At 62.0% G+C, this 24,730-nt stretch carries 20 protein-coding genes; 12 read left to right on the top strand and 8 right to left on the bottom strand.

Annotated elements, in window-relative coordinates:
* Positions 1–2: 2 nt before the first annotated feature.
* From JQ574_RS02465 to JQ574_RS02450, 4 genes are all read left to right on the top strand, one after another.
* The gene (locus JQ574_RS02465; RefSeq protein WP_212210088.1) at positions 3–620 is read left to right on the top strand and encodes an Isoquinoline 1-oxidoreductase subunit; all 618 of its coding nucleotides are present in this window, start codon (positions 3–5) and stop codon (positions 618–620) included.
* Positions 621–1,281: 661 nt separating this feature from the next.
* The gene (locus tag JQ574_RS02460; protein ID WP_212210089.1) at positions 1,282–2,139 is read left to right on the top strand and encodes a hypothetical protein; all 858 of its coding nucleotides are present in this window, start codon (positions 1,282–1,284) and stop codon (positions 2,137–2,139) included.
* Between the two features lie 310 nt (positions 2,140–2,449).
* Positions 2,450–4,546 carry a molybdopterin oxidoreductase family protein gene (locus JQ574_RS02455; RefSeq protein WP_212210090.1) on the top strand — a complete coding sequence of 699 codons (2,097 nt, stop codon included), beginning with the start codon at positions 2,450–2,452 and terminating at the stop codon, positions 4,544–4,546.
* A 72-nt stretch (positions 4,547–4,618) separates the two neighbouring features.
* Positions 4,619–5,401 (top strand): enoyl-CoA hydratase/isomerase family protein, encoded by a 783-nt coding sequence (locus tag JQ574_RS02450; protein WP_212210091.1) that lies wholly within the window; start codon positions 4,619–4,621, stop codon positions 5,399–5,401.
* Between the two features lie 52 nt (positions 5,402–5,453).
* Here the strand turns inward: JQ574_RS02450 and JQ574_RS02445 are convergent, their stop codons facing one another.
* From JQ574_RS02445 to JQ574_RS02435, 3 genes are all read right to left on the bottom strand, one after another.
* Positions 5,454–7,331 (bottom strand): Ig-like domain repeat protein, encoded by a 1,878-nt coding sequence (locus JQ574_RS02445; protein ID WP_249119026.1) that lies wholly within the window; start codon positions 7,329–7,331, stop codon positions 5,454–5,456.
* 215 nt (positions 7,332–7,546) lie between these two features.
* Positions 7,547–7,975 (bottom strand): heme-binding protein, encoded by a 429-nt coding sequence (locus tag JQ574_RS02440; RefSeq protein ID WP_212210093.1) that lies wholly within the window; start codon positions 7,973–7,975, stop codon positions 7,547–7,549.
* Between the two features lie 31 nt (positions 7,976–8,006).
* Positions 8,007–10,979: an FAD-binding and (Fe-S)-binding domain-containing protein gene (locus JQ574_RS02435; RefSeq protein WP_212210094.1), complete on the bottom strand. Its 2,973-nt coding sequence runs from the start codon at positions 10,977–10,979 to the stop codon at positions 8,007–8,009.
* A gap of 180 nt (positions 10,980–11,159) precedes the next feature.
* On the opposite strand from JQ574_RS02435, the gene JQ574_RS02430 reads away from it, so the two are divergent.
* From JQ574_RS02430 to JQ574_RS02420, 3 genes are all read left to right on the top strand, one after another.
* Positions 11,160–12,359, top strand: coding sequence for an alanine--glyoxylate aminotransferase family protein (locus JQ574_RS02430; protein WP_212210095.1), 1,200 nt, complete (start codon positions 11,160–11,162; stop codon positions 12,357–12,359).
* Between the two features lie 42 nt (positions 12,360–12,401).
* A complete protein-coding gene (locus tag JQ574_RS02425; RefSeq protein ID WP_212210096.1) occupies positions 12,402–13,199 on the top strand; it encodes an enoyl-CoA hydratase/isomerase family protein in 798 nt (265 codons plus the stop codon).
* Between the two features lie 221 nt (positions 13,200–13,420).
* Positions 13,421–14,368: a tripartite tricarboxylate transporter substrate binding protein gene (locus tag JQ574_RS02420; protein ID WP_192737919.1), complete on the top strand. Its 948-nt coding sequence runs from the start codon at positions 13,421–13,423 to the stop codon at positions 14,366–14,368.
* A gap of 15 nt (positions 14,369–14,383) precedes the next feature.
* Here the strand turns inward: JQ574_RS02420 and JQ574_RS02415 are convergent, their stop codons facing one another.
* Complete coding sequence (locus JQ574_RS02415; protein ID WP_212210097.1) at positions 14,384–15,034, bottom strand: class II aldolase/adducin family protein; 651 nt, start codon at positions 15,032–15,034, stop codon at positions 14,384–14,386.
* Between the two features lie 170 nt (positions 15,035–15,204).
* On the opposite strand from JQ574_RS02415, the gene JQ574_RS02410 reads away from it, so the two are divergent.
* From JQ574_RS02410 to JQ574_RS02390, 5 genes are all read left to right on the top strand, one after another.
* Positions 15,205–16,080: an S-methyl-5'-thioadenosine phosphorylase gene (locus tag JQ574_RS02410; protein ID WP_212210098.1), complete on the top strand. Its 876-nt coding sequence runs from the start codon at positions 15,205–15,207 to the stop codon at positions 16,078–16,080.
* Positions 16,077–17,171: an S-methyl-5-thioribose-1-phosphate isomerase gene (mtnA, locus tag JQ574_RS02405; protein WP_212210099.1), complete on the top strand. Its 1,095-nt coding sequence runs from the start codon at positions 16,077–16,079 to the stop codon at positions 17,169–17,171. The genes JQ574_RS02410 and mtnA overlap by 4 nt, the downstream gene beginning before the upstream one ends.
* Positions 17,172–17,302: 131 nt before the next feature.
* Positions 17,303–17,845: a tripartite tricarboxylate transporter TctB family protein gene (locus JQ574_RS02400; RefSeq protein ID WP_212210100.1), complete on the top strand. Its 543-nt coding sequence runs from the start codon at positions 17,303–17,305 to the stop codon at positions 17,843–17,845.
* Between the two features lie 18 nt (positions 17,846–17,863).
* Complete coding sequence (locus JQ574_RS02395) at positions 17,864–19,381, top strand: tripartite tricarboxylate transporter permease (RefSeq protein ID WP_212210101.1); 1,518 nt, start codon at positions 17,864–17,866, stop codon at positions 19,379–19,381.
* Positions 19,382–19,541: 160 nt separating this feature from the next.
* Positions 19,542–20,363, top strand: coding sequence for an outer membrane protein (locus tag JQ574_RS02390; protein WP_212210102.1), 822 nt, complete (start codon positions 19,542–19,544; stop codon positions 20,361–20,363).
* Between the two features lie 81 nt (positions 20,364–20,444).
* Here the strand turns inward: JQ574_RS02390 and JQ574_RS02385 are convergent, their stop codons facing one another.
* The 4 genes from JQ574_RS02385 to JQ574_RS02370 form a co-directional block, all read right to left on the bottom strand.
* Positions 20,445–21,638 carry a CaiB/BaiF CoA-transferase family protein gene (locus tag JQ574_RS02385; RefSeq protein WP_212210103.1) on the bottom strand — a complete coding sequence of 398 codons (1,194 nt, stop codon included), beginning with the start codon at positions 21,636–21,638 and terminating at the stop codon, positions 20,445–20,447.
* Between the two features lie 385 nt (positions 21,639–22,023).
* The gene (locus tag JQ574_RS02380) at positions 22,024–22,341 is read right to left on the bottom strand and encodes a hypothetical protein (RefSeq protein ID WP_212210145.1); all 318 of its coding nucleotides are present in this window, start codon (positions 22,339–22,341) and stop codon (positions 22,024–22,026) included.
* 130 nt (positions 22,342–22,471) lie between these two features.
* Entirely contained in the window at positions 22,472–23,698 is a 1,227-nt protein-coding gene (locus tag JQ574_RS02375) for a phenylacetate--CoA ligase family protein (protein WP_212210104.1), read from the bottom strand.
* Between the two features lie 140 nt (positions 23,699–23,838).
* Positions 23,839–24,678 carry an ABC transporter ATP-binding protein gene (locus JQ574_RS02370; protein WP_212210105.1) on the bottom strand — a complete coding sequence of 280 codons (840 nt, stop codon included), beginning with the start codon at positions 24,676–24,678 and terminating at the stop codon, positions 23,839–23,841.
* Positions 24,679–24,730 lie beyond the last annotated feature (52 nt).

Below are 24,730 nucleotides of genomic sequence, written 5' to 3'. Positions count from 1 at the left end.
ACATGAAATCGAAACTGCGGTTTCAGCTTCTCGTCTCTATCGCCACCGTAGCGACGAACATGCTTGCGGGCTACGCGGTTTCCGAAACCGCGCCCCAGCACCTTGCCAGCCCCGAGAGCTTCGCATCCATTGCCGATACGAACGCGCGATCGGCGGCGATGTTCACTGAACTCGGCAAAGTGCTCACCCATCCGCGCTGCACCAATTGCCATCCGGCCACTGACCGTCCGCGGCAAGGCGATGAGAGCCGCCTGCATCAGCCACCAGTCGCGCGCGGCATCGATGGCCACGGCCTTCCGGCGATGCGCTGCTCGATTTGCCATCAGAATGCGAACTTTGAGCCCGGTCGCATGCCGGGTCACCCGGAATGGCACCTCGCGCCGCGCGAAATGGCATGGGAGGGCAAGACGGTTGCCGAGATTTGTACGCAGCTCAAGGATCCCGCGCGCAACGGCGGTCGCAAGCCCGAGGATCTGATCGATCACATCGGCGCAGATACGCTCGTCGGCTGGGCCTGGTCTCCGGGCGTTGGCCGCAGCCCCGCGCCCGGTACGCAAAAACAGGCCGGCGCGCTGGTCGAGGCCTGGGTGAAGTCGGGCGCGGCCTGTCCCGCACAGTGATCGCGGCAGCTACACCCTTGAAAGCGGACTCGTTATGCTCACTTCGAGTTCTTCCGCTGTTGACCCGAAGCTAACCTTCGAAGCTATCTATAAAACACTTCTAAAAAATCGCGACATCGACCGACCGCCGGACCTGCGGACCGAGCGGATGTAAAACTAAGCATCGGTCATGACGCGCCGGGCGCCTCAAAGTTTAAAACCGATTTAACGTTGATCCCGCATGCTCGCCGCAGGCCGAGAGGAGGCGACATGCGCAGGTATCCTTATCAGCGCTTTCTGCAGTTTGACCTGACGCTGCTCGAGCAGCTTCGCTACAGCATGTTGCACCGTCCCCTGTTGGATGCTGCAGAGATGGCTTGATCGCCTGTGGCATTCGAAGCTTATCTGGCGATGGATCGGCGAGCCGCTGCGTGACCGGAAGTATTCGCCATGGGCTGGTTTTTCGGCCGATACGCGCACGCCAATCGTGACAGATCCTAACCAGTTCGAGTGCCACACGCGACATAGCGTTGCTGTGGTCTACTGGAATTGCTCCCGGGGCACGGCGCCGAGCCCCCTTCGGGCGAAAAATGCACTGCTGCCCGATGGAACGCGAGGGATGGTTCAGAGCAGGACTGTGCCTTGGTGGCGGCGCAAGGGCAGCGGCGACAAGATTTGGATCATGGGAGACGTCGACATTCGAGCGGACGATGTCGTGTTTGTCGATCGCGCCTCGCAGGACCTCAGATACGATCCCCCGGCGGTCGAGATCGGCGCTCAGCTCGAACGCGACCTTGCTCTGCACCGGCCGTTCGTCGAGGCGCTGGCGGACGACAAATTCGCGACCGTCGCCCACCACATGCTGGCCCACCTTGAATGGATGCGGACCGGCACCCGCGAGATCGGCCTGTTCGAGGGGCTCCACCATATGTTCGCGTGCCTTCGCAACAAGGGCGAAGATTATCTCGACTTCAAGTTCGGCGACTATCCGGGAGTCGCGCCGACCAAGGCCGAGGCGGCGCAGCATGTCCTGCGAATGAAGGAGATGATGCGGTCGTTGGGCTGGCGCACCTACACGGCGGACGAGCTCCAGGCGAGGGTGCGCGAGGATTTCCGCGCCCGGCTCGAACGTCGCCTCGAAGCATGGCGGCAGCTTGACGCGTACGAAGCGCGGCCGGCCAGCAGCCATGATGTGCTCGCAAAGACCCCGCTCATCTCAGACATGCTGCTGTATGAGGGTGACGATCCGGAGTGGCTCGCTGAGCTACGGGGCGAGGAGCGGCTGGCAGCGTCCGCGCAATTTGTCCAACGACTGAAGAACCTCGCAAACAGCGGCCGCCCGCCGAATTGCGGTTCTCAGGAAAAAATGTCTGCGTTTGGCACTAAACGGCGGTTCTCCAGTGTCTGCTTTTCTGCCGCTTCTGGGGCTAAGCGGACATGGCGACTTATGAGTGCTCGGCCTAGCCGGTCGGCTGCTCTTGACGCAAGCCGCACTATTGCGCCGCGCGCCGGGCGTGCATTTGCCAAAATTGGGGGATGATGAAGAAGTGTCACTGATGTGCCCGGCGTGTCAATCGTAGCTCTCTGGGGTGTCCGGTGCCGGTTATTCTCTTACTTTGCAAAGGGTTGTTTTCTTTGCATGGGGTTGTTTTCGCGATTTTGTGTTTCGGGCCCCTGCGGTGTGCGCCGATAGCGCATCGAAGGCGCGTGAACGCGCTGGCGGAGGCACCGCGCTCCACGCGAAAGGGGGGCCCTCGACGCCTGATGCATGGCTTATTTGCTGTTTTCGCTGGTGTGCCCGCCGATAAAGCTACTCGGCGACGGCGGATTTTGATGTTACCTATCGGGGCATGAACCAGCATGCCAAGGTCGACATCCGCCACTCCACCTGTCCGCATGATTGCCCATCGGCCTGCGCACTCGATATCGAGGTGATCGACGGCCGCAGCATCGGCCGGGTGCGTGGCTCCAAGCAGCAGACCTACACTGCCGGCGTCGTCTGCGCCAAGGTCGCCCGCTATGCCGAGCGCATCCATCACCCCGACAGGCTGCTGCATCCGATGCGCCGCACTGGATCCAAGGGTTCCGGACAGTTTGCGCGAATATCGTGGGACGAAGCGCTCGACGAAATCGCCGCGCGTTTCGATCAGGCCGAGAAGGAGTTCGGTGCCCAATCGGTCTGGCCGTATTATTACGCCGGCACGATGGGCCTGGTGATGCGTGACGGCATCAACCGTCTTGCCAATGTGAAGAAATATTCCCGGTTCTATTCCACGATTTGCGCGAACGTCGCCCGTATCGGATTTGCCATCGGCACCGGCAAGATCGCCGGCGTCGATCCGCGCGAAATGGGCGCGTCCGACCTCGTCGTGATCTGGGGCACCAATCCCGTGAACACCCAGGTCAACGTGATGACGCATGCGATGCGTGCCCGCAAGGAGCGCGGCGCCAAGATCGCGGCGATCGATGTCTACAACAACGACACCATGAAGCAGGCCGACATCAAGATCCTGCTTAAGCCCGGCACGGACGGCGCGTTCGCCTGCGGCGTCATGCACGTGTTGTTCCGGGAAGGTTACGCCGATCGCGAATATATGGATCGCTACACCGATTGCCCGAATGAACTGGAAGCGCACCTTGCGACCCGTACGCCGGAGTGGGCATCGTCCATCTCGGGCGTGCCGGTCGAGGAGATCGAGGCGTTCGCCCGCCTGGTCGGTCAGACCAAGCGTTCGTTCTTTCGGCTCGGCTATGGCTTTACCCGGAGCCGCAACGGTGCGGCGCAGATGCATGCGGCGTTGTGTATCCCGGCGGTAACCGGCGCCTGGCAACATGAGGGCGGTGGCGCGTTCTTCAACAATTTTGCGATCTGGAAGTTCGATGAATCCATCATCGAGGGCCACGACGCGCTCGACCGTACCACCCGCTGGCTCGACCAGTCGCAGATCGGACGTATCCTGACCGGCGACGCGGAAGCCTTGAAGGGCGGGCCGCCGGTCAAGGCGATGCTGATCCAGAACACCAACCCGATGACGGTGGCGCCGGAGCAGGCGCTGGTGCACCAGGGGTTTGCGCGCGAAGACCTGTTCATGGTGGTGCACGAGCAGTTCATGACCGAGACGGCTAACATGGCTGACATCGTGCTGCCGGCGACCATGTTCATGGAGCACGATGATCTCTATTACGGTGGCGGCCATCAGCATATTTCGGTCGGCGCCAAGCTGATCGATCCGCCCGGCGAGTGCCGTTCGAACCACGAGGTGTTGCAGGGCCTCGGCAGTCGGCTCAACGCGGTGCATCCCGGGTTTACGATGTCGCCGCGCGAACTGATCGACGCGACGCTGCAGAAGAGCGGCCATGGCGATATCGCGGCTCTGGAGGCGGATCTGTGGCGCGACCTCCAGCCAGATTTCCGCACCTCGCATTACCTCGACGGTTTTGCGCATGCGGACAAGAAGTTTCACTTCAAGGCCGACTGGGCGAACCCTCCTTTCGGCAACGCCGGTTTGGGGCCGTGGGCGCAGATGCCATCGCTGCCGGACCACTGGACCATTATCGAGGAAGCGGACGAGGCCCATCCGTTCCGTCTCGCCACCAGTCCCGCGCGCAGCTTCCTCAACACCAGCTTCAACGAAACGCCATCTTCGATCGCGCGCGAGGGCAAGCCCTCGGTGATGATGCATCCCGACGATGCCGCGGAGCTTGGGCTCGCCGACGGAGAGGTCGTCACCCTGGGCAATGTCAGAGGCGAGACCAATCTGACGGTAAAGCTGTTCGACGGGGTTCGGCGCGGCGTCCTGATCGCGGAATCCATCCAGCCGAACAAGGCGCATATCGGCGGTCGTGGTATCAACATGCTGACCGGAGCCGAGGCGGTTGCGCCCGTGGGGGGCGCGGCGTTCCATGACAACAAGGTCTGGGTGAAGAAGGCCGCACCCGCGGCCTAAATCCCGCTTGCAGTTTCCTGCCATCCTGCCGCAAATGTTCGCCAATCCATGGCAAACAGGGCGAGCGGAACAATGACCGACAACAGCAGCGTAATACGCGAGAAGCGCGGACAGGCGTTCTGGATTACCATCAACCGGCCGGACAAGCGCAACGCCATCAATGCCGACGTGGTCGCCGGTATTGGGAAGGGCTATCGCGACGCCCATGACGACAAGGAAGTGCGCGTCATCGTGCTGACGGGGGCGGGCGAGAAGGCGTTTTGCGCCGGCGCCGACCTGCAGAACAGCGGCGCCGCCTTCGCGATGGATTTTTCCAGGCCGAATGTCGACTACGCCGATTTGTTGCGATTGTCGCAGAACGCCACCAAGCCCGCGATTGCGCGGGTAGGGGGCGTTTGCATGGCCGGCGGCATGGGCCTGCTGTGCATGACGGATATGGCGGTGGCCGCCGATCACGTGATCTTCGGGCTGCCCGAAGTGAAGGTCGGCGTGTTTCCGATGCAGGTGATGAGCCTGTTGCAATCGATGGCGCCGCCGCGCCTCGTCAATGAGTGGGCACTGACGGGCGAACCGTTCGATGCCAAGACGGCTCAGGCCGCCGGGCTGCTGAATTACGTGGTGCCGTCAGCCGAGCTCGACGCCAAGGTCGAATGGCTGATCAGCCGTATCGTCGACAAATCGCCGACCGCGATCCGGCGCGGCAAATATGCCATGCGCGCCATCGCTTCGATGTCGTTCGACGAAAGCATCGCCTACACCGAAAGCCAGATCGCCTTGCTGGCCATGACGGAAGACGCCAAGGAAGGTCTCAAGGCGTTCGGCGAGAAGCGCAAACCCTCATGGCCGGGGCGGTAAGCTTCTCGGCTATCCGCACGACCGCTGATCGTGGAGTGAGTGTCGGTCAGCGCTATCGCGCTCCGAACGGTACGGAGGCGCGTGCGCGATAGGTCCAGAGGCCGAAACTGCCTCCGATGCCGCTACGCTCACCCCCGATCGCAACCTGTGCTCCGTTGTTGAACTTTGCAGCCAGCCCGCCAATTGCGCGCGCCGACCAGCCATCGAACACATTGATGACAGGAATTGCGGGCACGGCCGCAACCAGCGTCAGATTATCCGAATTGAAATAGTAATCGCTGTAGACTCCTACATAGGGGACCAGTGTGGCTGTCGATATCCAGGCCACGGGATAGGACAGCTTCACGCCGCCACTGGCGCGGCCGATTGCGAAGTTGCGATCACTCAGCAGGGTACCAAGCGTATCTCTGTAGGCATTCTCGTGCTCCCACAATGCATAGATCCGCGCGGAGGGCTCGATCTGCAGGCCCCAACTTTGGTAAGTGCCGGTCAGTCCACTGGAGAGCAGCCAGCGTTGTCCGCCAAATTGACCGGAGGCAGTGCCCGCGCTGCCGTCATAGCCGATGCCGGAATAGGCGAACGCCGCGTCGAAGCGAATGTTTGGCGCAAGCATCCATCCCAGGTACGAACCAACCGTCCAACCATCGCCTTTCAACCGTCCCTGTAGCGCGTCGGATCGATAATCGAAGGTCTCGTAGCCACCGAGCACGCCGATCAGGAAGTTCGGCGTCAGCTTGCGGGTAACGCCTGCCAGCAGGTTGACTTGATCACCTGAGAGCAATGAGGCACCGGTCACCACGCCCAATCCACCGGTCCCCCAACGATCCAGATGGGCGCCGCGGACTTCCGCCCAGCCATACCAATCCCGCTGTTCGACCCGACGCGGTGGTGCCTTGGCATAACCGCCGGCATAGGCCAGCGCGCCGAAGGCATCGTTCTCGCGATCCCGTTGTTCCGGTGCAAAGCTGCGCGCCGTCCCTAACGAGCCGCTGAATGGATCCGCGGCATGCGCGATGGTATCCGGCTTTCCGTCCGGGTCAGCCGCGAAATTGAAGCGAACGCCTGCACCACTGACAGTGGCGGGCGGACCACCGCCGCCAAAACCCTCCGATATGGCGCTGTCGACCGCGCCCGATATCGCCGAACCGGAATTCTGCGCGACCACCTTGGTGGCCATCGCTTGCAACGCCTGCAATTTGGCGCTGTCGGCCGTGCCGCCGACCGCCTGAGTCAAAGCCGCCGACGTACTCGCGGTAAAGCTTCCTGCACCAGCGTAGGCGGCGGTGATGCTGTGGTTTCCCTGCGCAAGGTTCGCGGTCGTGAAAGTTGCGACGCCTCCTGCGAGTGCGCCGTTACCGATCACGGCGCCGCCGTCGAGAAAGTTCACCGTTCCTGTCGGTGTGCCGCCGGTACCACTGACGGTAGCGGTGAAGGTGACGGGTTGGCCGACGGCGGATGGATTGAGCGATGAGGTCACTGTCGTCGTCGTTGCAGCCGCTACGGCCTGGCAGACGACGGCAATGGTTATGTTGGCGGCTGCGGTCTCGCCGACGCCCGATTGTGCGAACACTTCGGTGCCGTTCGCGGTCAGGCTCAGTGTCGTTCCATTGGCAATCGAATTGCCGTTCACTGCCGCGGCGCCCAGCCTCAGGACCAGCGAATTTGGCGTATTGAGAGAAGCAGCATTGCCCGGATTAGTAACGGTCAATGTCAACTTTTCGCCGGCTGAAAAAGCAGCATTGACGGGCGGACTATTGACGGTGCCGCCCGGAGTTTTCGCAAAATTGAGCGTGCCACCGTTTACGGCATCACATCCTGCTGAAGCGAGCGCGGCTGCCGGCGCCAAAAGGCTCGCGCATAACCCGAGCGCCAGCGCCCAAGCGGCATTCGAACTCCCAAGCCGCCGCTCGGAGCGGCGCGCATTCCCCATTCCCAGCACGTCAGCCCCCAAACCCATCGTAGGAAATTGCTAAAATATGAGTTGATGGTATCGGAGTCGGAACCCCGATCAATGCGACCAGGGCAGGTTTTGACAATCGCTTCAGGCATGTTGCGCCTAGGCAACAGATATCGAGCGCGCTTTGAGAAGTCGCTTCCTGGACGCCTCATTCGTTCTGATGGTGTTCGGCCTGTGACGGCCTGCACTTATCCGGCGTTAGCCTTAAGCCCCGCAGCTTCAATACCAGCGACGGCGCAAACCTCGTCATTGTCCGAGGTGTCGCCGCTGACACCGACGGCGCCAAGCAGAACACCGCCGTCCTGGATCAACACTCCGCCGGGCACCGGAACGAGACGGCCTTGTGCCATGGTGTTTATCGCGCTGACGAAATAGGCCTGCTCCTGCGCGCGCTGGAACAGCGCGCGTGAGCCCATGCCCAGCGCAAGGGCGCCATAGGCCTTGCCGTGCGCGATTTCGGCCCGCATCAGGCTGGTGCCGTCTTGCGCTGCCGTGGCTTTGACGCAACCGCGAGCATCGAGAATGGTGATGACCAGCGGTTTCAGCTTTTTCTCGGCGCCTTTGGCAAGGGCGGCATCAAGGATCTTGCGGGCGACGTCGAGGGTGAGTTCAGCCATGGGTCGGTTCCTTTGCATGGGAGGAGAGAGGTCAATTGGACTTTGCACGGTCGAGGCTCATCGCCAGAACACGCGCGACGTGAAGGGCTGATCGCCCGCTGCCATCCTTGATCTGATGCCGGCACGAGGTGCCGTCGGCGACGATTAGTGTGGTCTGGTCGGCGCCGCGGACAGCCGGCAGCAGTGAGAGCTCGGCCATTTCCATCGATGCCTGGTAGGTGTCGGCACCATAGCCGAAGGCGCCGGCCATGCCGCAGCAACTGGACTCGATGATCTCGACGTTCAGGTCGGGCACGAGGCGAAGCGCTTTTTCGACCGGCTTGAATGCGCCAAATGATTTCTGATGGCAGTGGCCGTGAACCAGCGCCTTGGCAGGCATCGAACCAAGCGGCAGCCGCAGACGGCCGGCCTCCGCCTCGCGAACCAGGAATTCCTCGAACAGCAGCGCATGCGCGCCGATGCTCTTGGCGTCGTTATCGGAGCGCAAGGAAAGCAGCTCATCGCGCAGCGTCAGGAGACAACTCGGCTCGAGGCCGACGATCGGTACGCCGCGCGCGGCGAACGGCGCGTAGGTTGCGACTAGCCGGTCCAATTCGGCTCGCGCTTGGTCGACCAGACCAGCAGAGAGGAAGGTGCGCCCGCAGCACAGCGGCCTGACGCGATCGGCTGGTTTTGGGATGTGGACGCGGTATCCGCCTTCAACCAGCACGCGTAGCGCGGCATCGAGATTTTCCCGCTCATAGGCACGGTTGAACGTATCGGCGAATAGCACGACTTCGCGGCCACTCTCCGGCCCAAAGGCCTCGGCATCGGCTCGGAATACATCGCGCCGGAATGCGGGCAGGGCGCGTTGCGCGCTGATGCCGGCGAATTTTTCAAACAGCTTGCGCAGCAGCGGACTGCCGTTGCGCCAGTTGGCAAGTGGGGCGAGGCGGGACGCGAGGCCGGCATAGTGGGGCAGATATCCAACCAGCCGATCGCGCAGCGATAGGCCGTATGTTGCCGCGCGTGCCGCCAGCACCTCGATCTTCATCTTGGCCATGTCCACGCCGGTCGGGCATTCGTGGCGGCAGGCCTTGCAGGAGACGCAGAGTTTCAGCGTGTCCATCATCTCGTCGGAAGCCAGCGCGTTCGGTCCGAGTTGACCGGAGATCGCCAGTCGCAGCGTATTGGCGCGGCCGCGGGTGACGTCCTTCTCGTTGCGGGTCGCACGGTAGGACGGACACATCACGCCGCCTTCGAGCTTCCGGCAGGCGCCGTTGTTGTTGCACATCTCGACGGCGCCCTGGAAGCCGCCGCCGGCGCCGGGATAGGCCGACCAATCGAGCGCTGTTTTCAGTTCGCCGATACGATAATCCGGCGGATAGCGAAACAGCGAGCGGTCGTCCATTTTGGGCGGATCGACGATCTTGCCGGGATTGAGGACATTGTCCGGGTCGAAGCGCTGCTTGACCTCTCTGAAATCGGCAACGATGCGTGAACCGAACATCGCTTCATGGAATTCGGAGCGGACCAGGCCGTCACCGTGCTCGCCGGAATGCGAGCCCTTGTATTCGCGCACCATCTCGAAGGTCTCTTCGGCGATGGCGCGCATCGCCTTGACATCCTTCTCCAGCTTCAGATTGAGCACGGGACGCACATGCAGGCAGCCTTCGGAGGCATGCGCATACATGGTGCCGCGGGTGCCGTGCCTTTCAAAAATGCCGTTGAGGCGTTCGGTATAGTCGGCAAGATGCGGCAGCGGCACCGCGCAATCCTCGACAAAGGAGACCGGCTTGCCCTCCTGCTTCATCGACATCATCACGTTGAGACCTGCGGCGCGGAACTCGGCGATGCCGGTCTGCAGCGCGGGTTCTGTGATTTCAACCACGCCGCCCCATTTGCGCTGCGGCTTGTCCCAACCGAAGCCGAGATCGGCCATCAGTTCGACGAGCTGTTTCAGGCAGCGCTGGTTTTCAGCCTGATCTTCCTCGGCGAATTCCAGGATGAGCACCGCATCGGGATCTCCCCGCACGGCGGTGCTGATGATCGGCTGGAACATCGCGATCTCGCGGCCCAGCGCGATCATGGTGCGGTCGACCAGTTCCACGGCAATCGGGCGCAGCTTCACCAGATGCTGGGCCGCGTCCATCGCCTCATAGAAGCTGCCGAAATGACAGACGCCCAGCACCTTGTTGCGGATAACAGGCCATAGCTTGAGCTCGACCTGCGTGGTGAAGGCGAGCGTGCCTTCGGAGCCGACCAGCAGGTGCGCCATGTTATTCGCCGCGTTGCGCGGTACTAGCGCATCGAGATTGTACCCGCCGACGCGCCGCTGCACCTTCGGAAATCGTTCGGCGATCTCGGCTGCCTCGCGCGTGCCGAGATCGAGCATGTCGCGGAACAGCGCAAGCCCGCTATCGGATGAATTCACGCCCGCGAGATCGCGCTGCACTTCGCCGAAATGCAGCCGCGTGCCGTCAGCCAGCGCCGCATCCATCGACCGCGTATTGTCGCGCATGGTGCCGTAGCGCAGCGAGCGGCCGCCGCAGGAATTATTGCCGGCCATGCCGCCGATGGTGGCGCGCGACGCCGTCGAGACGTCGACCGGGAACCAAAGCCCGTGCTTCTTGAGCTGGCGGTTGAGGTCGTCGAGCACGATGCCGGGTTCGACAACGCAGGTTCGATTTTCGACATCGAGCGAGAGGACACGATTCAGGTATTTGGAAAAGTCGACGACGATCCCCTCATTGACGGTCTGGCCGCATTGTGAGGTGCCGCCGCCGCGCGGGGTGACGATTCGGCCGGCGTCCCTTGCGATGGCCAGCGTCCGCAACGCCTCGTCCATGGTCCGGGGGGCCACGACGCCAAGGGGCATCATCTGGTAGAACGAGGCGTCAGTCGCGTAGCGGCCACGGTTGAACGCGTCGAAGAAGACGTCGCCGGTAATCTCGCGAGCAAGACGCACGGCGAGGGCGCTGTTTTCAGCCGAATTTTGTGACTTTTCGGCCCCTGTTGCCGCCATTGCCTTGGTCTCGTGAGTGCACCTCAGTCTCTTGCCTGCCGGGGTCCGCCTTGGCAAGGCAAAGCCCTGCCTCTTGGGCATTGACGGGCCCCGCCGGGCGGGGGACAAGCCCGCCGAATGGTGATATTCGAGCGGCTCGTGAAGCCAATACTCGTAAGACAAGACCGGGAAGGACGCCCCATGACTGTGCACTCTGGACGGCATTTTCTGCAGATTCCGGGACCGACCAACGTGCCGGACCGGGTTCTGCGCGCCATGGACATGCCAACCATGGATCACCGGGGTCCCGAATTCGCCGAGATCGGCCACGCGGTGCTGGCGGCCATGCAGCGGGTGTTCCGCACCAAACAGCCGGTGATCATCTACCCGTCGTCGGGCACCGGTGCCTGGGAGGCCGCCCTCGTCAACACGCTGCAGCCCGGCGACAAGGTACTGATGGCCGAGACCGGGCAGTTCGCCGTGCTGTGGCGCGGTATTGCCGAGAAGTTCAAGCTCGAAGTGGATTTCCTGCCCGGTGACTGGCGTCATGGCGCCGACCTTGAGCAGATCGAGGCGAAGCTGTCGGCCGACAAGGCGCACAAGATCAAGGCCGTATGCGTGGTTCACAACGAGACCTCGACGGCCTGCGTCACCTATCCGCTCGAAGTCCGCAAGGTTCTCGACCGCGTCAAGCATCCGGCGCTGCTGATGGTCGACACCATTTCCGGTCTCGGCTCACTGGAATATGAGCACGACGCCTGGGGCATCGACGTGTCGGTCGCGGGGTCACAGAAGGGACTGATGCTGCCGCCGGGTCTCGGCTTCAACGCCGTATCGGAAAAGGCGCTCGCGGCCGCGAAGGCCAATCCGGCCATGCGTTCCTATTGGGACTGGCAGGAAGTGATCGCGATCAACAAGGCGGGCACCTGGCCCTATACGCCGGCAACCAATCTGCTGTTCGGGCTTCGCGAAGCGATCAAGATGCTCGAAGAAGAAGGACTGGAAAATGTGTTCGCGCGCCACAAGCGCCACAGTGCCGCGACGCGCGCGGCCATCAAGGCTTGGGGCCTGGAAACGCAGTGCCAGGAACAGGGCGCACACTCGCCGGCGCTGACCGGCGTGGTGATGCCGGAAGGCCATGACGCCGACCATTTCCGCAAAGTGGTGTTGGAAAACTTCGACATGTCGCTCGGCACCGGCCTCAACAAGATCAAGGGCAAGGTGTTCCGGATAGGCCATATCGGCCACTTCAACGACCTGATGCTGATGGGCACGCTCTCGGGTGTCGAGATGGGTCTCGATCTCGCCAAGGTGCCGCACCGTGGCGGGGGCGTGCTGGCGGCGATGGAAGTGCTCAAGGGTCGCGATGTCGTTTCCAAGCCAAAGGTCGCCGTCGCCTGAACCGGTCTCGACCCAATAACGAAAAGAACGGAAAGAACTGTGATGAACGCACCGGTCGCTGCAACTGAAGACCTGCTCTATTCCGTCGAGGACGGTATCGCCCGGCTGACGTTCAACCGGCCGCAGGCGCGCAACGCGCTGACCTTTGCAATGTACGAGCAGATGGCGGCGATCTGCGAGAGCGTCAACCAGGACCGCTCGATCAAGGCCATGATCCTGACCGGCACGGGAGAAAAGGCGTTCGCATCGGGTACCGACATTTCGCAGTTCCGTGCCTTCAAGACCGCGGAGGACGCACTCGAATATGAGGAGCGGATCGATCGCGTGCTGGGTACATTAGAGAAGGTCCGGGTGCCGACGATTGCGGCCATCGCCGGTGCCTGCACCGGCGGCGGCGCCGGGATTGCCGCCTGCTGCGATATCCGGATCGGCACCGCAGCGACGCGCATCGGCTTTCCCATCGCGCGCACGCTGGGCAACTGCCTGTCGATGTCCAATATCAGCCGGGTTGTTGCGTTGGTCGGGCCGGCGCGGACCAAGGACCTGATTTTTACAGCGCGGCTGATCGAGGCCCCGGAGGCGCTGTCGCTCGGTCTGCTCAACGAAGTGGTGCCTGACGTTCCGACGCTGCAGCGCCGCGCCGATGAAACCGCCAAGCTCGTCGCGAGTCATGCGCCGATCACGATGGAAACCGCCAAGGAAGCGGTGCTCCGTATTCGCCGCACGCTGTCGCGCGAGGAGGGCCGGGATCTGATCCTGCGCGCCTATATGAGCGAGGATTTTCGCGAAGGAATGGATGCGTTCCTCAACAAGCGAACGCCGAACTGGAAGGGCAAATAGGCTTGGTTCGGGTTGGTCACGATCGGGGTTTCGTATCGCCCACGACGTACTTTGCTTTGCTCATGCGAAAGTAATAGGCAGTGTGGGGCGGTTCGACTTGAACTGGCGCAGTTAAATCCGCACAATGGTTCTGTGTATGCTATCGTTTCTATAATTAAGACAAAGACATAGGGAAGAAAAACGTGGGACAGATTCTGAAAGCCACGGCCGCCCTGGCGGCTATGATCGTCAGCGCGCCGGCGTTCGCTGCCTGGGAGCCGACCAAACCGGTTGAAATCGTAGTCGCAGCAGGTGCCGGCGGCGCGTCCGACCAGATGGCTCGCATGATGCAGGCGGCGATCCAGAAGAATAATTTGATGAAGCAGCCGATGGTGGTCTCGCTCAAGGGCGGAGCGTCCGGTGCCGAAGCGTTGATGTACATGAAGTCCAGTGACGGCGACCCCAACAAGGTGCTGATCGCCTACTCGCTAATCTACATGCTGCCATTGTCGGCGAAGATTCCCTTCAATTGGCGCGATCTCACACCGGTGTCGGTGGTCGCGCTCGATCAGTTTGTGTTGTGGGACAATGCCGCCGGACCGAAAACCGTGAAGGAATTCGTTGCCGCTGCCAAGGCTGCGAGTTCGCCGTTCAAGATGGGCGGGACAGGCTCCAAGCGCGAGGATCACGTGCTCACCGTGTTCATGGAGCAGAGGACCGGCGCGAAGTTCTCCTATCTGCCCTACAAATCCGGTGGCGAAGCCGCGACGCAACTGGTCGGCAACCATACCGAGTCCAACGTCAACAACCCGTCCGAAAATCTCGAGGTCTGGCGGGCCGGCCAGGTCCGCGCGCTGTGCGTGTTCGACAAGGAGCGGATCGCCTACAAGACCAAGGTCACCGAGACGCAATCCTGGAACGACATCCCGACATGCAAGGAAGAAGGGCTCGACGTGCAGTATCTGATGCTGCGTGCGATGTTCCTTCCGGGCAAGGTCACGCCGGATCAGCAGGCGTTCTATGTCGACCTGTTCCAGAAGGTGACACAGACCGCCGAGTATAAGGAATACATGGAAAAGCAGGCGCTGAAGCCGATCTTCCTAACCGGCAAGGACATGGTGAAGTTCCTCGAGGAGGATGACAAGCTCAACACCTCGCTGATGAACGAAGCCGGTTTCGTGGCGAAGTAAGCCGGCCCTAGCGCGTTATTTTCCGGCAGGACCGTATCCAGCGATCCTGCCGAGTACGTTCTTGATCTCTGCTTTGGGAAGCAACCGCGGTGTGCCGATCTGAAGGCAGCCGTGATATTGCCGCGCCAGCGCTTCGACCTCCACCGCAAGCCACATTGCCTTCGACAGTGAAGGTCCGACGGCGATCATGCCGTGATGCTCCAGCAGGCAGGCCAGGCGGTCCTCGAGTGCCCGCACGGCGTGTTCCGACAGTTCCTGTGTGCCGAACGTCGCATAGGGCGCGCAGCGGATGGTGTCGCCGCCGGCGACCGCGATCATGTAATGGATCGGCGGGATTTCCAGACCCATGATCGCGAGGATCGTCGAATAGGGTGGGTGCGCATGCACCACCGCGTTGACCTCGGGCCGTGCCCTGAGAATGTCGAGGTGAAACCGCCACTCGCTCGACGGTCGCTGCGCGGCGTCGAATGAACCATCCAGATCCATGAACACGATCTGCTCCGGCTGCATCGTTTCATAGGGCACGCTGGTCGGCGTGATAAGCATGCCGGTGTCATGCCGCAGGCTGATATTCCCGGACGTGCCTTGATTGATGCCCAGCGCATTCATGCTGCGGCAGGCGTCGATAATGGATTGGCGCTTTTTCCGCTCGCTGGTGGCCGACATCCACTTTCTCCTGATCGCTGCGGCGTGGCGCCGTCAAATCACGAGCCCTGTCAGAGGGCCTTTGCAGTAGGCGAACAATGGTTGATTATTGCGCCGCAGTATAGTCGAACATCCAAGGGTGCTGGGAACAAGCCGGAGCGGTCGCTCCGGGAAACATTCTGGGAGCAATCATGACGAATGCCGTGCTTGGCATTATCGGCGGATCCGGCATTTACGATCTGCCGGGGTTGGAAAATGTCCGCGACGAGGCAATCGTAAGCCCATGGGGCGAGGCTTCTGCGCCCGTCAGGCACGGTGTCATCGCCGGGCTGCCGATCGTATTTCTGCCTCGGCATGGCGAAGGGCACGTTCTGTCGCCTTCGGACATCAACTACCGCGCCAATATCGACGTCCTGAAACGGGCAGGGGTTACCGACCTGATTTCGCTCTCGGCCTGTGGTTCGTTCCGGGAGGATCTGCCACCCGGCACATTCGTGCTCGTCGATCAGTTCGTGGACCGCACCCACAAGCGCGAAAGTTCATTCTTCGGCAAAGGCTGCGTTGCCCATGTCTCGATGGCTCATCCGGTGTCACCACGCCTGTTGGTGCATTTGGCGGAGGCCGCCAAGGCCGAGGACATCGCGGCCGTGCAAGGCGGCACCTATGTCTGTATGGAGGGCCCTCAGTTCTCCAGCCTTGCTGAGAGCCTGACCTACAAGACGCAGGGCTATTCGGTGATCGGGATGACCAACATGCCGGAAGCCAAGCTCGCCCGTGAGGCCGAGATCTGTTACGCCAGCGTGGCGATGGTTACCGATTTCGATTGCTGGCATCCCCAGCACGACGCCGTGACGGTTCAGGATATCATTCGCGTGCTGAACTCGAATGCCGAAAAGGCCAAGGGCCTGGTCGCGCGCCTTGCCAGGGATTTCCCGCGCGAGCACGAACCGTGTCCGATCGGCTCGGATCGGGCCCTCGATACCGCGCTGATCACGGCGCCGGAAGCGCGAGATCCCGAATTGCTCAGGAAGCTCGACGCGGTGGCCGGCAGGGTGTTGCGTTCATGAAGGTCGATGGCAGGCATTTTCGCAGTATCTGGCTCGAGCCCGATGGATGGTCGGTCGGGGCGATCGACCAGCGGCGGCTGCCGCATGATTTCGTCGTCGCGCGGATGACGAGTGCGGCGGACGCCTGCGAAGCCATCCGTTCCATGCTGGTGCGCGGCGCGCCCCTGATCGGCGCAACCGCCGCTTATGGCATGGCGCAGGCTATGCGCGCCGATGCCTCCGATGCCGCGCTTGACCTTGCCTACAAGATGCTGATCGCGACCCGGCCGACGGCCATCAACCTGAAATGGGCGCTCGATGAAATGCACGGGCTGCTGCGGCCCTTGCCGCCGTCAGAACGTGTCGCGGCGGCCTACAAGCGTGCCGCTGAAATCGCGGAGGAGGACGTCGCGATAAATCAGGGCATAGGACAGCACGGTTTGGCGCTGATCGAAGCGATTGCCGCGACCAAGCCGGGTGAGACGGTCAACATCCTGACGCACTGCAACGCTGGATGGCTGGCGACGGTCGATCTCGGTACCGCGACGGCTCCGATCTACCTCGCGCATGATCGTGGCCTGAAGGTCCATGTTTGGGTCGACGAAACCCGACCCCGCAATCAAGGCGCTTTCCTCACGGCGTGGGAACTTGGCCACCATGGTGTCCCGCATACGGTGATCGCCGACAACACCGGTGGCCACCTGATGCAACACCGGATGGTCGATCTGGCCATTGTCGGAACCGACCGGGTGGCCGCCAATGGCGATGTCTGCAACAAGATCGGAACCTACTTGAAGGCGCTTGCCGCGCACGACAACGGCGTGCCGTTCTATGTTGCGCTGCCGTCGCCGACCATCGACTTTAGTATCGACGACGGAATAAAGCAGATTCCGATCGAACAGCGCGCTTCCGATGAGGTCGCGACCATGACCGGCCGCACCACCGATGGGCGAATCGAAACGGTGCGGGTGGTGCCTGCGGGATCGCCGGTCGCCAATTATGCCTTCGACGTCACGCCGGCACGGCTGGTAACTGGATTGATCACCGAGCGTGGTGTGCTGAGGCCTGAACGTGCTGCACTTGCGAGCACGTTTCCTGATCGGTTCCGATAGCGGTTTGTGGAAGCCGGTTCGCGTTGAGGAAACGCGTCAAGCCAGAGCATTCGCTGAAGTTACATTGACGCGGGCAACGCCAGCACTGTATCCCGTATGCCACGTCAGTTAGCCGGGATAGATCACATCCAATGTCCAATACCAACATCGAAATCGTCGTCGACGATCCGACCGCGCCGGAGATCAATTCACCTGTCGTGACGAGCGTCCGCATCGTCGACGTCGTGGTGTCATTGCTCCTTCTGGCGCTGGCGCTGACGCTCGGATGGGACAATTGGCGCACCGGCGCCGCCTGGGACTCCACCGGCCCGCAGGCCGGTTATTTTCCGTTCTATCTTTCGGTGATCCTCGGTGGTGCCAGCCTTTATGGTCTTGTCACCGCTTTCCTGTCGCGCAAGGAAGCCGCCGAGACTTTCGTCACGCGGGCCCAGCTTCGCCGCGTCATGGCCGTGTTCGTACCGACGCTGCTGTTCTGTCTGGCCATGCAATTTCTCGGACTCTATGTCGCGAGCTTCCTGCTGATCTCGACCTTCATGCGCGTGGTCGGCAAGATCTCCTTGTGGAAATCGCTGCTGACCGCCTTCGTGTTCACCGCTGTGATGTTCGTGACCTTCGACATCGCGTTTGACGTCATCATGCCAAAGGGCCCGCTCGAAGCGGCCCTCGGCCGATAGTAGATCGCAGGTAGTTTGATGGAAGCCTTCGGTCTACTCATGCACGGCTTTGCCGTCCTGCTGACATGGAAGACGCTCGTCCTGATGATGGTCGGGCTGGTGCTCGGCATTTTTGTCGGCGTGCTGCCCGGACTTGGCGGACCGAACGGTGTGGCGATCCTGCTGCCGTTGACCTTCACGATGGATCCGACCTCGGCCATCGTGATGCTGTCCTGCATTTATTGGGGTGCGCTGTTCGGCGGCGCCATCACGTCGATCCTGTTCAACATTCCCGGCGAGGCCTGGTCGGTCGCGACCACCTTCGATGGTTATCCAATGGCGCAGCAGGGCAGGGCTGCGGAAGCGCTGACTGCGGCGTTTACTTCCTCGTTCATCGGTTCGCTGGTGGCGGTGCTGTTGATCACGTTTCTGGCGCCGATGATCTCGTCCTTTGCGCTGAAGTTCGGCCCGCCTGAATTCTTCGCGGTCTATCTGCTCACCTTCTGCTCCTTTGTGGGGCTTGGCCGCGAGGCCAAGCACAAGACTGTCATTTCGATGTCGCTCGGTCTGCTGCTCGCCGGCGTTGGAATGGACACGGTGTCCGGCCAGTTGCGCATGACCTTTGGTTCGACTGACCTCTTGCGCGGCATTAATTTTCTGGTCGCGGTGATCGGCCTGTTCGGCATCAGCGAGATACTGCTGACGATGGAAGAGCGCCTCGCGTTGCGCGGACACGCCGCCGGGATCAGTCTGCGCGTCGTGTTGTCGGTCTGGAGAGACCTGCCGAAATATTGGGTGACGCTGTTTCGTTCGTCGTTCATCGGCTGCTGGCTCGGCATTACGCCGGGTGGCGCGATTGCAGCCTCGTTCATGGGCTACAATCTTGCCAAGCGCTTTTCCAAGGAGCCGGACGGTTTCGGCAAGGGCCGCATCGAAGGTGTGTTTGCGCCGGAAACGGCAGCGCATGCCTCGGGCACCGCAGCACTGCTGCCGATGCTGGCGCTCGGTATTCCCGGCTCCGGCACTGCGGCCATCCTGCTCGGCGGCTTGATGGTGTGGGGCCTCAACCCCGGGCCTTTGTTGTTCGTCGAACACAAGGACTTCGTCTGGGGCCTGATTGCCTCGATGTATCTCGGCAACGTGGTCGGTCTTGTGCTGGTGCTGACGACGGTGCCGATCTTTGCCTCGATCCTGCGGGTGCCGTTCGCAGCGGTCGCGCCGATGATTGTGGTGTCCTGCGCGATCGGTGCCTATGCCATCCAGAATGCGATGTTCGACATCTGGCTGATGCTTGGCTTCGGCGTCGTCGGCTACGTGTTCAAGAAGATCGGAATTCCGCTCGCACCGTTCACGTTGGCGCTGGTACTTGGTAACCGCGCCGAGGATGCGTTCCGCCTGTCGATGATCGGATCCGGCGGCAATATGAAGGTGTTCTGGTCGAACGGCTTGGTTGGCTCGATTACAACACTGGCGATCGTTCTCCTGTTCTGGCCTGTCCTCGACAAGGTATTTGGGAGCGTCACCCGGCTGATGAGAACGGCAAAAAGCCCCGCTTAGTCCATATCTTTGGGGCTGATTCAGCGTTTGTTCACCGTGGCCTGCGCCGGTTCCTCAATGGAACTCGATTATGTCGGCTTGTTGCTGACGGGTAACAGGCTACGGGAACATCTCGCTGTATGGTGGGTTCCAAGTTCAATTTCAGATTTTGGGAATCCCGATGAATCGCATTCTGATTGCAAGCGCCGCGATTGTTTCGCTGCTCACGACAAGCGCATTCGCTGCCGACCTGGCCCCGCGGCCGTACACCAAGGCTCCCGTGATCGTCGATCCCGGCTACAACTGGACTGGGTTCTATGTCGGTCTCAATGGCGGCTACAGCTGGGGCAGGGCGCGTAACACGTTCGAACCGGGTGCACCGCTTGGGATCACCACGTTTGGGCAGAATGTCGATGGCGGTCTCGGTGGCGCGCAGATCGGCTATAATTGGCAGCTGGATCGCACCTGGGTGGTCGGACTTGAAGCTGACATCCAGGGCACGGGGGAACGCGGAGGATCGCGTGATCAACTCGGATCGATCCGAGTCGGCAACATAGGTGCAACCTTGTTCGCCGACACCACCACGAGCTTGCCTTGGTTTGCAACCTTCAGGGCCCGTGGCGGCGTCCTCGTTGACCCGAGTTTGTTGCTGTACGCGACAGGCGGTCTGGCGGTTGGTGAGGTCAAGGCGGCGACGACGCCTACCGGGGTCTTCCAGCTGTTCGACGGCAACAGCAACGTCACCATCGGCGCACCGTTCACGGTCACCGGAGCCACGGTGTCCGGCAGTGAGACGCGTGTGGGTTGGACAGTCGGAGCCGGTCTTGAGAAGAAATTCGCCAGGAACTGGTCGGCGAAGCTCGAATATCTCTATATGGACTTCGGCTCGAAGACCTACTTCGGCGGAACGGCAAACCAGACCACAGTCAAGTTCCATGACCATGTTGCCCGCGTCGGCATCAACTACCACTTCACGGCCGCTCCCGTCGTCGCCAAGTACTGAGCGACAGAACGCCAGGAATTAAAAAAGCCCCGGTTTTCCGGGGCTTTTTCGTGTGGTGAGTTCCAGGCGTTCTGATGCCGCTCAGACCACCTTGCGTTGCCTGAGATCGGCGATCTCTTCCTTGCCGAAACCGAATTCGGTAAGCACTTCTTCGGTCTGTTCACCGAACTCCGGCGGACGTGCCGCCATGCTGCTTGGCGTCCGCGACAAAGTTATCGGCTGGCCGACCAGTTGGATGTGCCTGTTTTCGTCGTTGGGCACGTGCTGCGCGATGCCGAGATGCTTGACCTGGTCGTCATCGAACATCTGGTCAATCGAGTAGATTGGGCCGCAGGGCACGCCGGCGGCGTTGAGTTCGCTGACCCAAGTCTCGGTGGATTTCTTCTCGGTGAGCTTCCCAATGGCGGCATTGAGCGCGTCGCGGTTCTTCGAGCGTGCGGGAGAGGTGGCGTAGTCGGGATTGGTGAGGAGTTCAGGCGCGCCGATCGCCTGCGCGCAGCGCTCCCAGATCCGCCCGCCGGTGGTGGCAATATTGATATAGCCGTCGGACGTCTTGAAGACGCCGGTCGGAATGCTCGTCGGATGGTTGTTGCCAGCCTGTTTGGCCACGTCCTTTTCCATCAGCCAGCGTGCGGCCTGGAAATCCAGCATGAATATCTGGGCCTGCAGCAGCGAGGTCTGCACCCACTGGCCTTCGCCGGAGACATCGCGTTCGAGCAGCGCCGTGAGGATGCCAAGGGCACAGAATAGCCCGGCAGTGAGGTCGGCCACGGGAATGCCGACCCGCATCGGGCCCTCGCCGGGGGCGCCGGTAACTGACATCAGCCCGCCCATGCCCTGGGCGATCTGATCGAAGCCCGGCCGCTTGTGATAGGGGCCATCCTGCCCGAACCCGGAGATGCTGCCATAGACGATCCGAGGGTTGATCTTGCGCAGGCTATCGTAATCGATGCCGAGCTTGGCTTTGACGTCGGGCCGGAAGTTCTCGACCACGACGTCCGCCTTCTCGGCAAGGCGCTTGAACACCTCGAGGCCCTTCGGATCCTTCAGGTTGAGCGTCATGGCCCGCTTGTTGCGGTGCAAATTCTGGAAGTCCGAGCCCTGGCGTGGACCACCCGGCTGTTCGCCGGCCGCATCCTCCAGCAGCGCGTCGATCTTGATGACGTTGGCGCCCCAGTCGGCGAGCTGCCGTACGCAGGTCGGCCCCGAACGGACGCGGGTCAGGTCGAGGACGGTGAAACGGGAAAGGGCCTGCGAGGCGCGCGGGGAGGGCATCAAGGAGTCTCCAGCCAACAATTGGTCGAGGTCAAATTATCGGCGAAATGGATGGGCTTGTCATGCCATCATCGCGGATGGTGTCTGCGCCGGGATGCATAGCGTGTCGTTGCCGGCACACGCAGGCCTCGAACCCGGCGCAGCGCGTTCACGCGCGTCTTCGGCGCGCCATCAGCGCGTTCACGCGCGTCTTCGACGCGCCATCAGCGCGTTCACGCGCGTCTTCGACGCGCTATGGGGGCGGTGCACCGCACGGTCCGGACACAAAATCGCGAAAACAACCTCATGCAAAGTAGCCTTAGCCCCGGCTCGTCGAATTGGTGCTGCGTTGCGTCCGCGGCACGAGAACAAAATGGCTTGTTGTCAGCCCTGATCTCATCCCTCTCTAGCGCGACAGCCGGCGCAGATCGGTTCGCGCTTTCGCTGCCAGAGGATCGTCCGGATGCCTTGCGATGAAGAGCTCCAGCGCCTCAACCGTGTTCCGTCGCCGCGCCAGTTGATATTCCTCCTCCACCGCCAGCTTGGGATCGCGTGCGGGTGGCATGGTATTTTTGGCTGCAGCGCCAGGCTTTTCATCCGAAGCGATAGCTTTGGCCATGGCGAAATGACCTTTCCGAAGCAGACGATCCGAATCCGGCGGAAAGATTGTCGCCGCCAGTAGACAGATCGCAAACGCCCTTGGCGTGGCCTTGTTGCGTAGCACTTTTCGCATTTTTCCGAACCCGGGGCCTGGGAGGCGAACCATCTCCACTGCCTGAAGCGTTCCCTGCCATTAAATGAGCCGTCGTCCGCCTCGTTTCGGATGCAAACGTTGTCGGTTGACGTGCTTCGCGTTAGCTGCGTTCGTCGACAATCACCTTTCCATCATTCGGCAATGACTTAGGCTCGACCCAATCCACGATACCTCCGAGTTTAGTTACGTTTCGGAGTGTTGTGACAACCGCTCCCATGAGGCCAGCATTCGGACTGGCTGTTTCTGCCTTGAGAGTCATCAGGTCGCTTTCGCCCGATCGCGTCACGACGAGGCGCAAGCGTCCGAGTTCGGGGTGGCGCTTGCCGATCTCGGCGATTTGTTCCGGCCGCACGAACATGCCCTTGACCTTGGTGGTCTGGTCGGCCCGCCCCATCCAGCCCTTGATGCGCATATTGGTGCGCCCGCAGGCGCTTGTCCCTGGCAGCACTGCCGTGAGATCGCCCAGCGCGAGCCGGATCCAGGGGTGGTGCGGATCGAGCGAGGTGACGACGATCTCGCCGACGTCACCGGGAGCGACGGGATCGCCGGTGCCGGGCTGCACGATTTCGAAGATCAGGTCCTCGTTCACGATCATGCCGTCATGGGCCGCAGTCTCGAAGGCGATCAGGCCGAGGTCGGCGGTGCCGAACGCCTGGTAGGCATCGACGCCGCGCGCCTTGACTTCGTCCTGCAGCGATTTGGGAAAGGCGGCGCCCGACACCAGTGCGCGCCTGATCGAGGAGACGTCGCGCCCGGCGCTCGCGGCGCCGTCCAGCAGGATCTTGAGGAAGTCTGGCGTGCCGCTGTAGCCGACCGGCCGATAGGCCTCGATCAGCTCGAACTGCGCGTCCGTATTGCCGGGGCCGGCCGGGATGACGGCGCAGCCCAGCGCCCGCGCTGAGGCGTCGAAAATGAAGCCGCCGGGCGTCAGGTGATAGCTGAAGGTGTTGAGTACGACGTCGCCGGGTCGGAAGCCGGCCGCAAACAGCGCCCGCGCGCCGCGCCAGGGGTCGGCATGAATAGCCTCAGGCTCGAAGATCGGCCCCGGGGAGGTGAACAACCGTCCGAACGACCCCGGCAGGCCCGCCACGAGCCCGCCGAAGGGCGGTGCGGCCTTGTGCAGGGCAGGGAGCTCGGACTTGCGCAGCACCGGCAGGCGCGCCAGTGCGGCCTGGTCGCTCACGGAAGCCGGATCGATGCCCTTCAGGCGCTCGGCGTAGGCAGGCGCTGCCATCGCCCGGCGCAGCACGTCCGGCAGCCGCGAGAACAACTCCGCCTCACGCTGGATCGGCTCACGCGTTTCAAGGGCGTCGTAATAGTCGGTCATGAGTCAGTCTTTCTTTCGTCATTCCGTCGCGCGCGAAGCGCGGCCCGGAATCCATAACTACGATCGGGAGTATGGATTCCTCGATGCGCAAGTGCGCATCTGAGGCCTGCGCCAAGAGGCGCATCCCGGTATGACGGCTGTTACAGCCACCGCTTCCGTCTCTTGAAACTCTTCAGGTTCTTGAAGCTCTTGCGCTGGTCGCCGGCGCCGCCGAGGTAAAATTCCTTCACATCCTCATTGTCGCGCAATTCGTCGGCCGAGCCGTCGAGCACCACCTTGCCCTGTTCCATGATGTAGCCGTGGCTCGCGACCGAGAGCGCCGCGCGTGCGTTCTGCTCCACCAAGAGGATGGTGACGCCGAGGTCGCGGTTGATCTCCTTGATGATCCCGAACACTTCCTTGACCAGCAGCGGCGACAGCCCCATCGACGGCTCGTCCATCAGGATCATCTTCGGGCGCGCCATCAGCGCGCGGCCGATCGCCAGCATCTGCTGTTCGCCTCCGGAGAGGTATCCGGCGAGCCCCGTGCGCTCCTTGAGGCGCGGGAAATACCGGAAGACCATGTCGATGTCGGCGCCGACCTCGTTGTCGGTGCGGGTAAAGGCGCCGAGCTTGAGGTTTTCCACCGACGTCATGTCTGAAATGATGCGGCGGCCCTCCATCACCTGGAAGATGCCGCGGCGGACGATCTTGTCGGGATCGATGCCGTTGATGCGCTCGCCGTCGAACACGATCTCGCCGCGGGTGACCTCGCCGTCTTCGGTCTTGAGCAGGCCGGAAATCGCTTTGAGCGTCGTCGACTTGCCGGCGCCATTGGCGCCGAGCAGCGCCACGATCGCTCCCCTCGGCACTTCGAGGCTCAATCCGCGCAGCACCAGGATGACGTTGTCGTACACCACCTCGATGTTGCGCACGTCGAGCAGCGGCGCGGTAGCAGCGGCGGCGTTTGGAGCACGATCAGCTTCGGCAGTTTGGGTCATTTGAGTTGTGTCATTTGCTAGGTTCGTCATGCCCGGGCTTGTCCCGGGCATC

The sequence above is a fragment of the Bradyrhizobium sp. AUGA SZCCT0158 genome (genome assembly GCF_018130065.1).
In the GTDB taxonomy this organism is placed as follows: domain Bacteria; phylum Pseudomonadota; class Alphaproteobacteria; order Rhizobiales; family Xanthobacteraceae; genus Bradyrhizobium.
Note: the sequence above shows the minus strand (reverse complement) of the source record. Positions and strands in the feature narration are given on the sequence as shown.

What these genes read in the sequence shown, in the direction of transcription:
- JQ574_RS02430 (WP_212210095.1), top strand. Translation starts at nt 11,160, where the DNA reads ATGACTGTGCACTCTGGACGGCATTTTCTGCAGATTCCGGGACCGACC.
- JQ574_RS02370 (WP_212210105.1), bottom strand. Translation starts at nt 24,678, where the DNA reads ATGACCCAAACTGCCGAAGCTGATCGTGCTCCAAACGCCGCCGCTGCT.
- JQ574_RS02400 (WP_212210100.1), top strand. Translation starts at nt 17,303, where the DNA reads ATGTCCAATACCAACATCGAAATCGTCGTCGACGATCCGACCGCGCCG.
- JQ574_RS02445 (WP_249119026.1), bottom strand. Translation starts at nt 7,331, where the DNA reads ATGGGGAATGCGCGCCGCTCCGAGCGGCGGCTTGGGAGTTCGAATGCC.
- JQ574_RS02435 (WP_212210094.1), bottom strand. Translation starts at nt 10,979, where the DNA reads ATGGCGGCAACAGGGGCCGAAAAGTCACAAAATTCGGCTGAAAACAGC.
- JQ574_RS02410 (WP_212210098.1), top strand. Translation starts at nt 15,205, where the DNA reads ATGACGAATGCCGTGCTTGGCATTATCGGCGGATCCGGCATTTACGAT.
- JQ574_RS02465 (WP_212210088.1), top strand. Translation starts at nt 3, where the DNA reads ATGAAATCGAAACTGCGGTTTCAGCTTCTCGTCTCTATCGCCACCGTA.
- JQ574_RS02440 (WP_212210093.1), bottom strand. Translation starts at nt 7,975, where the DNA reads ATGGCTGAACTCACCCTCGACGTCGCCCGCAAGATCCTTGATGCCGCC.
- JQ574_RS02415 (WP_212210097.1), bottom strand. Translation starts at nt 15,034, where the DNA reads ATGTCGGCCACCAGCGAGCGGAAAAAGCGCCAATCCATTATCGACGCC.
- JQ574_RS02420 (WP_192737919.1), top strand. Translation starts at nt 13,421, where the DNA reads ATGATCGTCAGCGCGCCGGCGTTCGCTGCCTGGGAGCCGACCAAACCG.
- JQ574_RS02455 (WP_212210090.1), top strand. Translation starts at nt 2,450, where the DNA reads ATGAACCAGCATGCCAAGGTCGACATCCGCCACTCCACCTGTCCGCAT.
- JQ574_RS02385 (WP_212210103.1), bottom strand. Translation starts at nt 21,638, where the DNA reads ATGCCCTCCCCGCGCGCCTCGCAGGCCCTTTCCCGTTTCACCGTCCTC.
- JQ574_RS02425 (WP_212210096.1), top strand. Translation starts at nt 12,402, where the DNA reads ATGAACGCACCGGTCGCTGCAACTGAAGACCTGCTCTATTCCGTCGAG.
- JQ574_RS02375 (WP_212210104.1), bottom strand. Translation starts at nt 23,698, where the DNA reads ATGACCGACTATTACGACGCCCTTGAAACGCGTGAGCCGATCCAGCGT.
- JQ574_RS02395 (WP_212210101.1), top strand. Translation starts at nt 17,864, where the DNA reads ATGGAAGCCTTCGGTCTACTCATGCACGGCTTTGCCGTCCTGCTGACA.
- JQ574_RS02390 (WP_212210102.1), top strand. Translation starts at nt 19,542, where the DNA reads ATGAATCGCATTCTGATTGCAAGCGCCGCGATTGTTTCGCTGCTCACG.
- JQ574_RS02450 (WP_212210091.1), top strand. Translation starts at nt 4,619, where the DNA reads ATGACCGACAACAGCAGCGTAATACGCGAGAAGCGCGGACAGGCGTTC.
- mtnA (WP_212210099.1), top strand. Translation starts at nt 16,077, where the DNA reads ATGAAGGTCGATGGCAGGCATTTTCGCAGTATCTGGCTCGAGCCCGAT.
- JQ574_RS02460 (WP_212210089.1), top strand. Translation starts at nt 1,282, where the DNA reads ATGGGAGACGTCGACATTCGAGCGGACGATGTCGTGTTTGTCGATCGC.